Source organism: Corynebacterium pygosceleis (genome assembly GCF_016595275.2).
GTDB classification, from domain to species: domain Bacteria; phylum Actinomycetota; class Actinomycetes; order Mycobacteriales; family Mycobacteriaceae; genus Corynebacterium; species Corynebacterium pygosceleis.
Genome location: NZ_JAENIQ020000001.1, coordinates 222,062 through 234,803, shown reverse-complemented (window position 1 = coordinate 234,803; position 12,742 = coordinate 222,062). Strand labels below are relative to the sequence as shown.

Annotated in this window: 11 protein-coding genes; 6 read left to right on the top strand and 5 right to left on the bottom strand. The window is 68.5% G+C overall.

Translation table 11 applies throughout. The features are described 5' to 3' along the window. Nucleotides 1-45 precede the first annotated feature (45 nt). On the bottom strand, nucleotides 46-495 hold the full coding sequence (locus JIM94_RS00935; RefSeq protein WP_200253745.1) for an excalibur calcium-binding domain-containing protein: 450 nt from the start codon (nucleotides 493-495) through the stop codon (nucleotides 46-48). A gap of 321 nt (nucleotides 496-816) precedes the next feature. Here JIM94_RS00935 and JIM94_RS00930 point away from each other — a divergent pair, with 321 nt between their 5' ends. Next, nucleotides 817-3,060, top strand: coding sequence for a hypothetical protein (locus JIM94_RS00930; protein ID WP_200253743.1), 2,244 nt, complete (start codon nucleotides 817-819; stop codon nucleotides 3,058-3,060). 9 nt (nucleotides 3,061-3,069) lie between these two features. Here JIM94_RS00930 and JIM94_RS00925 read toward each other — a convergent pair whose 3' ends face one another. Continuing rightward, a complete protein-coding gene (locus JIM94_RS00925; RefSeq protein ID WP_200253741.1) occupies nucleotides 3,070-4,401 on the bottom strand; it encodes a PspC domain-containing protein in 1,332 nt (443 codons plus the stop codon). A gap of 77 nt (nucleotides 4,402-4,478) precedes the next feature. Here JIM94_RS00925 and JIM94_RS00920 point away from each other — a divergent pair, with 77 nt between their 5' ends. The 4 genes from JIM94_RS00920 to JIM94_RS00905 all read left to right on the top strand — a co-directional run bounded on the left by JIM94_RS00920 (nucleotide 4,479) and on the right by JIM94_RS00905 (nucleotide 8,987). Continuing rightward, nucleotides 4,479-5,723, top strand: coding sequence for an ATP-binding protein (locus tag JIM94_RS00920; RefSeq protein ID WP_272493898.1), 1,245 nt, complete (start codon nucleotides 4,479-4,481; stop codon nucleotides 5,721-5,723). A gap of 48 nt (nucleotides 5,724-5,771) precedes the next feature. Beyond that, the gene (locus tag JIM94_RS00915; RefSeq protein ID WP_200253976.1) at nucleotides 5,772-6,467 is read left to right on the top strand and encodes a response regulator; all 696 of its coding nucleotides are present in this window, start codon (nucleotides 5,772-5,774) and stop codon (nucleotides 6,465-6,467) included. 118 nt (nucleotides 6,468-6,585) lie between these two features. Continuing rightward, nucleotides 6,586-7,347 (top strand): hypothetical protein, encoded by a 762-nt coding sequence (locus JIM94_RS00910; protein ID WP_200253739.1) that lies wholly within the window; start codon nucleotides 6,586-6,588, stop codon nucleotides 7,345-7,347. Then, nucleotides 7,344-8,987 (top strand): Y-family DNA polymerase, encoded by a 1,644-nt coding sequence (locus JIM94_RS00905; protein ID WP_200253737.1) that lies wholly within the window; start codon nucleotides 7,344-7,346, stop codon nucleotides 8,985-8,987. The genes JIM94_RS00910 and JIM94_RS00905 overlap by 4 nt, the downstream gene beginning before the upstream one ends. A gap of 29 nt (nucleotides 8,988-9,016) precedes the next feature. Here JIM94_RS00905 and JIM94_RS00900 read toward each other — a convergent pair whose 3' ends face one another. Next, nucleotides 9,017-9,685 (bottom strand): AMIN-like domain-containing (lipo)protein, encoded by a 669-nt coding sequence (locus JIM94_RS00900; RefSeq protein WP_200253735.1) that lies wholly within the window; start codon nucleotides 9,683-9,685, stop codon nucleotides 9,017-9,019. A 165-nt stretch (nucleotides 9,686-9,850) separates the two neighbouring features. Between JIM94_RS00900 and JIM94_RS00895 the strand changes: the two genes are divergently transcribed. Continuing rightward, nucleotides 9,851-10,888, top strand: a complete 1,038-nt coding sequence (locus JIM94_RS00895; RefSeq protein ID WP_200253733.1) for a sucrase ferredoxin — start codon at nucleotides 9,851-9,853, stop codon at nucleotides 10,886-10,888. An 87-nt stretch (nucleotides 10,889-10,975) separates the two neighbouring features. Here the strand turns inward: JIM94_RS00895 and JIM94_RS00890 are convergent, their stop codons facing one another. Further along, nucleotides 10,976-11,659 carry a methionine ABC transporter permease gene (locus tag JIM94_RS00890; protein WP_200253731.1) on the bottom strand — a complete coding sequence of 228 codons (684 nt, stop codon included), beginning with the start codon at nucleotides 11,657-11,659 and terminating at the stop codon, nucleotides 10,976-10,978. Then, nucleotides 11,656-12,699, bottom strand: a complete 1,044-nt coding sequence (locus JIM94_RS00885; protein WP_200253729.1) for a methionine ABC transporter ATP-binding protein — start codon at nucleotides 12,697-12,699, stop codon at nucleotides 11,656-11,658. The genes JIM94_RS00890 and JIM94_RS00885 overlap by 4 nt, the downstream gene beginning before the upstream one ends. Between the last annotated feature and the right edge of the window lie 43 nt (nucleotides 12,700-12,742).

The window sequence follows — 12,742 nt, the reverse complement described above, 5'->3', positions numbered from 1 at the left end:
GTGCGGGGCCTTCATCTTTTCTCTGCCGGGTCGCCCCCGTCGGGGTCACTCGCAGGCGACACCGTCTCCGTCCCTGTCGAGTTTCCGGCTGTATCCGGGGCTGCCCGCGTAGAGGGGTGCGGCACCTGCGGCGCGCGCCTCCCGGCAGTTCGAGAAGTTTCGGGAGGGGGCCGGTGCCGCCGGTGCCGGTGCGAGGAACCCCTGCATCTGGGTCCCGGGTTCCGGTTCCGGTGCGGGGGCCGCTTCCGGTGTCTGTGTGATGATTGTCTCCTCGGTGATCGTCACGGTCTCCGTTGTCGTCTCCGTTGTCGTCTCCGTTGTCGTGGCGGTGGTGGTCGCGGTCTCCGTGGTGGTCGAGGTCGTGGTCTCGGTGACCGTCGCCCCGCTCTCCGGAGTTTCCCCGGTGTCCCCGCAGGCGGTGAGCAGGGCCATCGACAGGATCAATCCCAGTGCCGCGAGGCCGGTGGTGGGGGCTGATGCGGGCTGGTGCGGCATGGTTTTCCTCGCTTCTCGGCGGATGGGGGCGCTGTGGTGGCCCCGGTGACAATCGGCTAATGGTCTTAGCTGTCACTGTATTCGTCGCTCTCCGGGCTGCTGCCGTTTTGCGGTGGAACAACACATTCGGGGGAGGCACCGTCACTTTTCCCCGGGGTTGTCCGGGAGACGGGGGACCTGTCCGGTGGGCGTGGAAACCACGGGGACGTGATGTTCCCGCTGGGTTACTGTGGAGGGAGATCGCCACCGTCCGAGGTGGTCGGACCTGAACCCCGTGGAACCCGGGAACGGTGCCGCGGGTCGATAACCGTCGAAGAATAGGTGGCAGTCAACGTGGACAGGAATCCCGCACGTATCGTCCTCCCCGGTGTGATCAGTGCTCTGATCGCGGTCGTCGTGATGATCTTCATGCTCCTGGTGGTCGAAGGTGGCTCGATCGCCACCGCGATGCGGCTGGGGTATTCCGGGCCGACGCTCCAGGCGACGGCCGCCGGTGCCGGTGACCTCGATCCGGAGGAGCAGGTGGAGCTGCAGCGGGAGATCGCCGATCTGGCGGATTCCCGGGGCATGTCGGTGCTGGCCGCCTCCAGCGGCGGTACCGGGGCGTTCGCGGTGCACGATCCGGACGGTCGCTTCCACGTCGCGGGCGTGGATGAGCTGGATGCGGAACTGGGAAAGGACCGCACCCTGATCTCCACCGCCCTGCCGGAGACCCCGGGGGAGTCGGCGCGCACACCGATGCTGTCGGCGTCGCAGGAGCGGAGATTCCTCCGTGAGGTGGTGTTCAGCACGCCACTGGCTCACCCGATCGCGGGGACATTCCCCGCCGGTGCCCTGGTGGGCAAGACCCCGGTCGTGGCGCTGCAGGGCTTCGAGGTTCCGGGCCCCCGGGACACATGGCTGTTCGCCGGTGACGGGGCACCCGAGCTCGCCGGCGCCGTCGGGGATGTTCTCCGGTCCGCCGGTCTCGATGACGTGGAGACGACCGTGGCGCTGCCCCGGTCCGGCAGTGACTTCGCCGGTTCCACATTCGGGAAGTTCAGTGTCGCGACAATGCTGCTCCTGCTCGCCGTGGGCGTCGCTCTCAGTGTGACTCAGCTACGTCGTGTCGACGGCCGGTCAGGGCTGATCCGGTTCGCTTCCGTGCTCGCCGCCGGTGCCGGTTCCGGGGTGCTCGCGGTGTGGCTGGTGTACCTCGTCAGGCTCAGTGCGACGACGCTCGTCGGTTTCGGGACGGTGTTCACCGTCGGGCTGCTGTCTCTGCTGTTGTGTGCCGTGATCTGGGCGGTGATCATCGGGGCCGTCCTGATCATTCCCGCGAAGATCTCCCTCGGCGACCTCGGGAAGGGGAGAGCTGTGGTGGGCCGGAGGGGCGGTCTGCCCGGGGACCTGGCGTCTGTTCCGGGATGGGCGGTGCTCTGTGTCGTCGGTGGTCTCGTCCTCGGTATGGCGCTCACCTTCGCGACAGCGCGCAGTGGCGGGGAGATGCGGGAGCTGGGGGTCGCGGCGAATGAACCGGACGGGCCCGTCAGCGTGCTGCGGACGTCCGACGTGGATCCCGAATTCCAGGCCCGGATGGAGGAGATTTCGAAGGCGTTCGAGGTACGTCCCGATCTGCTGGTGCTCGCCGGGGAGATGGAGGAGAATCCGGGTCTCACCGCGCAGATCCCCGTCGACGATGACAGGGTCCTGCTCATCGTCGGGCTGCCGGAGTCGATCCCGGCCACCGGCCAGCTCCGCCAGGGGGTCGCCGTGGTGTGGGGGGACACGGAGACCGTCACCGATTCCGGTGTCACCGATGGCCTCACCGTCATCCGGGAGGGGAACGATCCTGCGGCGGTGTCGATGCTGGACGGCACCGGTGCACCGAACCGTCCGGACAACCGGCCCATCGTGGCCCTCACCCCGCGGGACTTCTCGGTTCTCGCCCCCGATCTGCTCCCGGGGACACGCGAACTCGCCGAATCCGTCACGTGCCTCTGCGAACCGGATGAACTCATCGGGGCGGCGGTTGTCCTCACCGGCCTGGTGGGGGATCAGGAATCGGGTGATCGTGTCTACCCCATCGCGCGTGACGGTGTGTACACCGATGTCCAGAGGTCCTCGGCCACGGCGGCCCTGTTGACCGCGCTGCTGTTCGCGGTGGCCCTCTCCGTGTTCTACCTGCTGACGCTCACCGCCGGTGCCCGGATGTGGGAACGCCGTCGTGCCGACTACGCGGCGGACCGGGATGCGGGGGTCAGTGGTTTCGTGCTGCACCTGCGTCGTCAGGCGTTCACCGCCGTGCTCATCACGGTTCCCGTCGCCGCCGGTTTCCTGGTGGCCTACCGGCAGATCGCGGGCGGTGATCCCGCCCCCACGCTGTACGGTGCGCAGCTCGCGGGGGTGTGGATCGCTGTGCTCGTCGCCCATCTGCTGGTCGGATCCCCGGGATTCACGCGGGTCGGGGAGCTGCTCCGCACGGAGGACGGTGACCCGGATGCCGGCCGCGTGGACCGGGACCGTGGCACCTGGTCCGACGGCCTGCGGGAACGGTTCCGGGCCGTCCTCCGCGGGCGGGGGTGAACCCGCGGTTCACCCGGCGTGGACCACGACCTTGCCCACGCCGTTCGTGATGTCGAGGGTGAGTCGTTCGCCCTCGGCGCCGGTGTTGTAGTCCCCCGGTGTGCACACCAACCTGCCGACGCCGTTCGAGCAGTTCACCGTGACCGGTACATCGGTCGGCAACCACACGACGGTCTTGCCCACACCGTTGGACACGTTCACCTCCCGGCTCTCGGTCAGCGGCCGCAGTCCGCGCAGATCCAGTTCGGTCTTCCCGATGCCGTTGTCCACCCTGGCCGGCAGGTCATCCCCCGAGACGGGGGCGAGGACCGACGGCCCGGACGTCGTGTCCCCGGCGCCGATGCTGATCTCCGTGACGGAGTCGTCGGCGACGGCCCCCGCGAATATCAACGCTGCGGAGGCGCCGATGCCGATGAACAGTGCGGGGGCCCGGATTTTTCCCCGGTTCAGGATGCCGACACCCGTCCCGAGTCCGCCGACGAGCAGCGCTGAGGTGGATGCCCAGAGCCAGAACGGCACACTCAGCGGGGAGAACGCGGAGATGACCGCGAGGGCGATGAGGCCGATCCCGCCGAGAGCTCCGGTGACGAGCGCCAGAGTGCCGAGGGCGGTGGCCCAGGGTGCCCGGGGCGTGGACGCGGCCGGTTCCCGTGCGGGGCCCGGTTCCGGGAGATCCCACAGGGCGGGTGCCGTGCCGAGCGGATCCCAGCTCGGGGGAGTGGTCTCCGCGCCGGGGACGGTGTAGCCGTTGACCGGTTTCAGGTGTGCCAGTGACGGATTCGGGGAGATGCGCCGTTCCTCCCCGGTCGTGGACTCACCTGCGGTCGACTCGCGTGAGGGGACGGCCGCCGGGTCCGCGATCAGCCCCACGGGTGGCTCCGGAGTCCGTGAATGGAGCAACCACCAGAGGACACCGGCCAGGAGCAGTGTCACGAACAGGGACTTCGAGAACACGTCGGAGAATCCGAGGATGCCGCTGAACACCAGTAGCGCGAAGATCAGGAGGTACCCGGTGGTCCTTTCCCCGGAGAGCCCGCGGGTGGTCTTCTTCTGGACCGCGGCCCCCAGCGGGGACACCGGCATCGACCAGCGGGGCATGGACAACCAGCAGATCGCGTACAGCAGGATGCCGCTGCCGGTCAGTGCCGCGACGACGAAGGCGATGCGGATGAGCGTGGGGTCGATGCGGAAGCGCACGCCGATGCCTTCACAGACGCCGGCGATCTTCGCGTTGCCGCCCTGATCCGAGGGAATTCTCGGTGGGCGTGTCTCCCACATGTCGCGGAGGGTCCGGTCGAGGCCCGGGGATGTGGTGTTCGTGGGGGAGGAGGTGGTGTCCATGTCTCCATTCTGATCGCCCGGGTGGTGCCCGCGCATCAGGGAGCACCCTGAAAAACGGGGCATCGGGGTGTTCCCTGATGCCCCCTGAGGTCGGTGGTGCGATCATGGACGACATGGTGACATCCTCCACCCCACGGCCCTATCCCCGTTTCACCCGAGTCCGTCAGGGGCGGGTCATCGGGGGAGTGGCGACAGGACTGTCCCGGCACCTCGGCGTCGATGTCCGTGTCGTGCGTCTGCTGCTCGCCCTCAGCTGCCTGCTCAGTGGCGCGGGGGTGTTCTGTTATGCACTGATGTGGGTGTTGTTCAGCCAGACCGACGCTGACGCTGACACCACCGCTGATTCCGGTTCCGGGGAACCGGACGGCCCCTCGGAGGTGTCACGGACGGACCATCTCCTGGTCGTACTCGCCGTCATCGGTGCACTGGTCGCCTTCACCCTGGTCACCGGTTCGACGGCGGTCAGACTGTGGCCGATCCTCGTCATCGGGCTCGGAGCGGTCATCGTGTGGCGCACCTATGACCGGGGGGTGGATTTCTCGGAGCTGCGCGGTGGAGCGCCCACGCTCCTGGCCGGTGGGGCGCTCGTGCTCACCGGTATCGTTCTCGTGCTGGTGAACTGGGAGAACCGGCAGGCCTTCGGGACGACCCTCATGGCGGTCCTTCTCACCCTCGCGGGGGTCGCGGTACTGGGGGTGCCGCTCTGGTTGAAGATGTGGGAGGAACTCACCCTGGAACGGGCGGAACGTCTCGCCGCCGCCGAACGGGCCGAGATAGCCTCCCGACTGCACGACTCGGTGCTGCAGACACTCGCGCTGATCCAGAAGCGTGCCGGAGAGGACACGGAGATCGCCGGTCTGGCCCGCAGTCAGGAACGTGAGCTCCGGCAGTGGCTGTTCGGCCAGCGGGAGAACGCTGCCGCAGGTGCCGCCACCACCGTGTTCGCCGCGCTGAAACTCGCGTGCGGGGAGGTCGAGGACACCTACTCCGTCCGGATCTCACCGGTCACCGTGGGCGCGGACGGTCTCCTCACCGAGACCACCCGGGCGGTCGCCCTCGCCGCCCGGGAAGCCATGGTCAACGCCGCCCGGCACTCCGGGGTGCGGGACATCGACGTCTACGCCGAGAATCTCGCCGGTGAACTGTCCGTCTACGTCCGTGACCGGGGACGGGGGTTCGATCCGGAGGTGGTTCCGGAGGGGCACCACGGGTTGGCTGAGTCGGTGCGGGGACGGGTCACCCGCGCCGGTGGCACCGCACTGATCAGATCCGCCCCCGGGGAAGGTACGGAGGTCATCCTCCGCGCACCCGTCGACGGGTAATCTCGGGGTGGGGCAAAGGCGACGGGTGAGGCGAACGGAGCGGACATGATCACGGTGTTTCTGGTGGACGACCACTCGGTTTTCCGTGCGGGGGTGCGGGCCGAACTCTCCGGGGTGGTCGACGTCGTCGGGGAGGCGGGTACCGTCGGGGAGGCGGTCGAGGGGATCCTCGCCACCGGGCCTGACGTCGTGCTTCTCGACGTGCACATGCCTGACGGCGGTGGATGCGCCGTGATCCGGGGTGTGCGGGGTGCCGGGTCGGACGCCATCTTTCTCGCGTTGTCGGTGTCCGACGCCGCCGAGGACGTCATCGCCGTTATCCGCGAGGGGGCCCGTGGTTACGTCACCAAGACCATCTCCGGGGAGGAGCTCGCGGACGCGGTGCGTCGGGTCCGGGACGGGGATGCGGTGTTCTCCCCGCGACTGGCCGGTTTCGTCCTCGATGCGTTCTGTGCACCGGACGCGGGTGCCGGTGTCGGTGTGGTGGACGCGCCCGAGGCGGACGCCGCCGTCGAGACGCAGCGGTCGGTGCCACCGGCGGACCCTCTCGTCGATGCCCTCACGCGGCGGGAACTCGAGGTGCTGCGTCTGCTCGCCCGGGGTTACACCTACCGGGAGATCGGCGCGGAGCTGTTCATCTCGGTCAAGACGGTGGAGACCCACGCCTCGAACATCCTGCGCAAGACCCAGCAGTCCAACCGTCATGCACTGACCCGGTGGGCGCACTCCCGGAAGTTGGACTGACCTCCTGCACCGGCCACCTGCGCCGATCCGGATGCGGGTCGGCGCGGGTTTGAAATCACGTGCCCGGAGGGGTTGACTGGACCCCGTGAATGGAACACGTGTTCGAATGCGGGGTGATGTGACCCGCTCCCCGGATCTCACCGGAATGGATCGTCCGGCGCGTGTCCGTGCGCTGCGCGCAACTCTCGCGACGATGGGCGGCGGGCCTGTCCGGGGTGACGCGGAGGACGTGTGGCACCGTGTCCCGGGAGTGCCCTCCGCCGGGGTTGTCCCGGTACCGGAGAACCTGGCCGACTGTCTGCCCCGCGGAGGCCTGCTGCGCCGTGAGGTCACCGCAGTGGGGGACTGTCCGGCTCTCGTCATCGAGCTCATCGCCGCCGCCACGGGGAACGGTGCCCGTGTGGCTGTGGTCGGGTGGCCCGACCTTCTCCTCGCCGGGATCCCCGACGCGGGCGGGAACCTCGATCGGGTCGTGGTCATCCCGGATCCCGGGCCCAGGCCGTTCGCCGTCACCGGCATGCTGGTCGAGGGCATGGACCTCGTGATCCACCGTTGGAACGGGGAGGACACGGCGGTCGGTGTGTCGCAGGCGCGCCCGTTACTGGCCAGGACACGACGCGGTACCGCGGCGTTGATCGTCATCGGTGCGCGGTTGCCGGCCCCGTCGGTACGTATCGGAGCGGACATCGTCGCCTACCACGGCATCGGTGCGGGCTCGGGGCGGATCAGGGGGTTCGACATCGCCGTGGAGGTCACCGTGAAGGCCGCGCCCCCGCGGCGGGCGCTGCTCCGGGTGGGGTGCACCCCGGTCGAAACGGCACGGACGGACGGGCACCCCATTTCCCCGTGGCCCGTTCCACGGGTGGTCCGTACCGGATGACATCCACACGGATTCTGGCGCTGTGGTTCCCCGACTGGCCCGTTCAGGCGGCGGTCATCGCCGGTGTCGTGCCGGGTGACAGGGCGTCGTGCCCGGTGGCCGTCGCGGGATCGGGACCGTCACGGGGTGCCGTGCGGGCCTGTGGGGTGCGGGCCAGGGAAGCGGGTGTACGTCGTGGGATGCGTCTGAGGCAGGCGCGTGCGGTCTGTCCGGAGCTGATCCTGATCGACGATGATCCGGACCGGGACGCCCGGATGTTCGAGCAGGTGCTCGGTGGGGTCGATGACGTCGCCGCCTCCGTCGAGGTGCTTCGTCCCGGGTTGCTCATCGTCGACGCCCGGGCGGCGGCCCGGTACCACGGGGGCGAGGATGCCGCGGCGCAGCGGCTCATTGATGCGGCCTCGCTCGCCGGGGTGGACTGTTCCGCGGGGATAGCCGATGAGATCACCACCGCACTCATCGCCGTGCGCGCCGGTGTCGGAGGTGCCGTGGTTCCGGAGGGGGGATCCGTGGCGTTCCTCGCTCCACGGTCCCTCCGGTTGGCCGCCGCGGAGGAGGCCCTCGGCTGCCCGGCGGCCACTGTGGAGGCCTTCATGGAACTCGGGGTGGGGACGTTCGGGGAACTTGCGGCCCTGCCCTCCGCTGCGGTGGTGACCCGGTTCGGCGTCGCAGGTGGTGCCCTGCACCGTCTGGCACGCGCCGCGACGGACGGGACCGTCTCACCGGTGCTCCCCGCCACCCCGCTCGCCGTGGTCCATGAGGCGGACGTACCCGTCAACCGGGTCGATGAAGCGGCATTCCTGGCCCGGGCGTTGGCCGCGCGACTGCACCGGCGGCTGGTCGGGGCCGTTCTGTGCTGCCGACGGCTGAAGGTGCAGGCCACGATTCTCGTGGAGGGTGGGGAGCACGTTCTCGAACGGATCTGGCGCACCCGCGAACCTCTCACCGAGCAGTCGACCGCGGAACGGGTCCGCTGGCAGCTCGACGGGTGGCTAACGGCGCGCCCGTCTTCGGTGCCGGAGGACGGCGGCGGGGACGTTCCGGCTGACTCCGGGATCATTCGGCTGGTGCTGGATCCGCTGGAGGTCACCGTTCCGGAGGAGAGGGGATTGTGGGGTGGTGGTTCCACGGAGGATGCCGAGGCGGGCCGGGTGATCGCACGGGTGCAGTCGTTGCTCGGCGTGGATGCCGTTCTCCGACCCCGGACCGTCGGTGGGCGGAGTCCCGTGGAACGCATCGGGTTGGTGCCGGTGGGGGAGGAACGCCCCCCACCCCGTGGTGCAGGAGACTGGACCGGGGAGCTGCCGGGTCCGCATCCGGCCCGTCGGGGTGGCGGTCCCACGTACCCGGATTCCCGGGTCCGGCTCGTCGACGCCAGCGGCCACCCGGTGCGGGTCACCGCTGAAGCTCTGCTCGACCGGGTTCCGGACGTGCTGTGTGGAGGGGGTGCCCGGTACCGGGTCACCGGATGGGCGGGGCCGTGGCCCGTGGACGAACGGTGGTGGGAACCGGCTGCCCGGTTCAGGTGCGCGCGGATGCAGATCACCGCCGAAGGGCCGGAACCGGGTGGTGTGGACCACCAGGCGTGGCTGCTGATGTGGACTGCGGGAGGCTGGACCATCGAGGCCGGTTACCGTTGAGGAACCGGCCTCCGCCGTCCCCAGCTGTCCTACCCCCGGAGAATGTCGATCACCAGGCGGGTCGGGTTCTCCAGGACCTGCACCGAGTACGGGTGCTTACCGCCGTTGACCCCGATGACGAACTGGGTACGACCCTCGAAACTGAACCCTGAGGTCACCCCCGCCACGATGGGGCCGGGGCCCGTCGTCGGCTCGATCTGGGGATTCTCCAACCCGAGGGTGAAGGGATAGGTGGTGCCGTCGATGTTGACCTCGATCGCGGAATCACCGGGGAAATCGATCGGGAACCCACTGCCCTGCTGGGCCGGGCGGTCGTTGTAGTCGATGAACCAACCGGGTGTCCCGTCACCGACGAGGTCGAAGACCACACGGTCGAACCCCTCGTGCGTACCCACACGGACCCCTGTGGTGACGAGCTGAGCCGCGGGACCGGGACGCAGCGTCTTCATCGTGGTGTCGGCGTCACCCAACGGGGTGAGCCCGGCGTCGGCGCGGGCGGTGCCGGTGGCGTCCGTGGTCTCCCTGGGGGTCGGGGAGGAGGTCTCCGTCACGGTGGAGGTGACGGTTCCCACCGCGGTGACGGGTTCGACCGAACGCGCGCCGTCGTCACGGGTGCCACAGGCGGACAGGACGAGTGCGCCGGCCACCAGAAGCACCCCGACGGGGCGGTACGGGAATTTCACAGGCGGGAGAATCATGGCTTCACGGTAACTGCCGGTGGCGCCCCGGGGAAAGCCCTGGGGCCGATTGTGCGGGATCGTGAGAGAATTGTTGTGAAAATGTCGCAACGGTCGCCGCCATCTGCGGCGCACAGGTGGCGGGGAGCCCCCGGATCTCCGGGCGTCGCCGGTTATTCTGTGCACATGAGTCCCAGAACCGATTCCGGCCGTCCCCCGAGGTGCTCCGACGATCACGGCGAACCACTGCCGGGAACCGCGAAGAAGGGAACCACCTACCTCATCGTCGAACACCCTCACGGCTGGGGACGGGACGTTCTCGACGGTGAAGCCCTCGGCGCGGAACTGGCGGAGAGGCTCAGGAGGTTCGTGGGTTCCGCCGGTGCCGCCTTCCACCTGATCCGTCGTCCCGGCAGGACCCGGAACGAGGGGGCTCCCGTCCGGGCGTACCTCATCTTCACCTCATCGTCGGAGCCGGACGCTCCACCGGCGTCCATCGAGGCCTTCGACCTTCCGGGAGGTCTCGAGGAGATCTTCGCCCTGGATCTCGGTGGTCCCGGGAGGAACACCGCACTGGGGGCACGTCAGGTCCTCCATCCCCTGGTGCTCGTCTGCACCCACGGTAAACGGGATCTGTGCTGCGCGGTGAAGGGGCGTCCCATGGCGAGTGCGATGCGTGCCGCCGCGGCCTCCATGGAGGGACTCAACCGGAGGGGAACCACGGGTCCCTGCGCCGTCGACGTGGACGGGTCGGGCCCCGTCGTCGACGACACCGCCGAAGCTGTGTGGGAGTCCTCCCACACCGGAGGTCACCGTTTCGCCCCGTCGATGATCCTCCTGCCCTGGGGGTACTCCTACGGCCGGATCAGTACGGATCAGGGGATGTCGATGCTGGCGACCCTGGCCCGTGGCGAGCTTCCACTGCCGGGCCTACGGGGGCGGGGATGCTACGACGGGCCCGGCCAGGCGGCCGAGGTCCACATCGCGGCGCGCCTGTCCGGGGAGGGACGTCCGGTGGCGCCGGGGGAACTCACCGTGACCGGTCCCCGGGATCCCGGGGCCGTGACCGCACGACGTACGGTGACCCGTCCCGGTGACGGGCGTTGGCTGGTGGAACTCCGGTACCGGACGCTGCCTCCCGTGCTGAAATCCTGCGGCAAGGAACCCGGTGAGGTCGGCGCCTGGGAGGTCACGGGGGTCCGGGGATCGGAACCGGGGGAATGACGGCTCCATCCGGAGACCGTGTACGGCCCCCGCAACCGGAATCGACGATGATCCGTTGCGGGGGCCGTACACGGTCGGGCTCAGGGGTCAGCGGCGCATGACCTTTCTGGACAGCCAGTTGCCCAGCAGCTGGGCGATCTGCACGATGACGATGATCGCGGCGGTGGCCACCAGCGTGACCGACCAGTTGAAGGACTGGTAGCCGTAGGTGATGGCGAAGTCACCGAGTCCGCCGCCGCCGATGATGCCGGCCATCGCCGACATGTCGACCACGGCGATGAACAGGAAGGTGTAGCCCAGGATCAGCGGGCCGAGTGCCTCGGGGATGATCACTGAGGTGATGATCTTCAGAGGTGACGCGCCCATCGCGCGTGCGGCCTCGACGACACCGGGGTCGATGGACACGAGGTTCTGTTCCACGATGCGGGCCACACCGAAGGTCGCCGCGATGGACATGACGAACATGACCGCGTTGGTTCCGACGGTGGTGCCGATGACCTTGAGGGTCAGGGGGCCTATCGCGGCGATGAGGATGATGAACGGGATCGGTCGGATGAAGTTCACCAGGATGTTGAGGACGGTGTAGACGAACTTGTTGCGCAGGACGCCCTGATCCCGGGTGCTGTAGAGCAGGACACCGATGACCAGTCCGAAGAACCCGCCGACGAGCATGGTCACGATGACCATGAGCAGGGTGTCACCGATCGCGTCGAGGAAGGTGCCGCCGAAGCGGTCCCAGTTGAAGTCCAGTGCTTGGGTTGTGGTGGTCATCGGAGGATCTCCTCGATGTCGGTGGTGCGGTCCAGGGCGGCGCGGAATTCCTCGATGGGGGAGTCGTCGCCGGTGAGTCGGACGGTGATCTTGCCGAAGGAATGCTGTTCCAGGGTGGTGATGCCGCCGTGGACGATGTTGATGCCCACACCGGCGGAACGCGCGGCTGCGGCTGCGGTGAAGAATCCCGAGTTCTCGGTGAGGTTGATCGTGAACAGGCGCCCCTCGCCGGCGAGAAGATCATCGGCCTCGACGTGGTCCGGTGTGTTGCGCAGGGTGGTGGCCACGAACTTCTTGGCGACGTCGGTCTGCGGATCGGAGAACACCTCGTAGACGCTGCCCCATTCGACGACCCGTCCGTTCTCCATCACCGCCACCTTGTTGGCGATCTTGCGGACCACGTCCATCTCGTGGGTGATGACGACGATCGTGATCCCCAGTTCCCGGTTGACCTTGTGCAGCAGATCGAGGACGTCGTGGGTGGTCTCGGGGTCGAGTGCGCTGGTGGCCTCGTCGGCGAGCAGGAGGGAGGGGTTGGTGGCCAGGGCACGGGCGATGCCGACGCGCTGTTTCTGGCCGCCGGAGAGCTGCTCCGGGTAGTTGCCGCCCTTGTCCCCCAGTCCGACGAACTCCAGGAGCTCCGTCACCCGACGTTTGCGTTCGGCGGCCCCGACGCCCGCGAGTTTCAGCGGGTAGGCGATGTTTCCCGCGGCGGTGCGGGAGTTGAACAGGTTGAACTGCTGGAAGATCATCCCGATCCGGCGTCGTAGCTGCCGCAGTTTCTTCTCCGACATGCCGACGACGTCGACACCGTCGAGGAGCAGTTGTCCTGACGTGGGGGTGTCCAGTCCGTTGATCATCCGGACCAGGGTGGATTTGCCGGCACCGGAGTAACCGATGATGCCGATGATCTCGCCCGGTTCGACGGTCAGGGAGACGTCGTCGAGAGCTGTGGTCGAGGTCTTGTTGTTCCTGAACACCTTGGTGATGTTCCGGAATTCGACCCTGGTGCCCGGCTGTGGGGTGTCGGTGTCTGCCACGGTGTGTGCTCGATTCTGTGGAGGAGAAGCAGGTTCGTTGTCG

Bases quoted from the DNA above. Each gene is read 5' to 3' on its own strand.
- JIM94_RS00920 (WP_272493898.1), top strand. From the start codon at position 4,479: ATGCCCCCTGAGGTCGGTGGTGCGATCATGGACGACATGGTGACATCC.
- JIM94_RS00895 (WP_200253733.1), top strand. From the start codon at position 9,851: ATGAGTCCCAGAACCGATTCCGGCCGTCCCCCGAGGTGCTCCGACGAT.
- JIM94_RS00905 (WP_200253737.1), top strand. From the start codon at position 7,344: ATGACATCCACACGGATTCTGGCGCTGTGGTTCCCCGACTGGCCCGTT.
- JIM94_RS00890 (WP_200253731.1), bottom strand. From the start codon at position 11,659: ATGACCACCACAACCCAAGCACTGGACTTCAACTGGGACCGCTTCGGC.
- JIM94_RS00935 (WP_200253745.1), bottom strand. From the start codon at position 495: ATGCCGCACCAGCCCGCATCAGCCCCCACCACCGGCCTCGCGGCACTG.
- JIM94_RS00925 (WP_200253741.1), bottom strand. From the start codon at position 4,401: ATGGACACCACCTCCTCCCCCACGAACACCACATCCCCGGGCCTCGAC.
- JIM94_RS00900 (WP_200253735.1), bottom strand. From the start codon at position 9,685: ATGATTCTCCCGCCTGTGAAATTCCCGTACCGCCCCGTCGGGGTGCTT.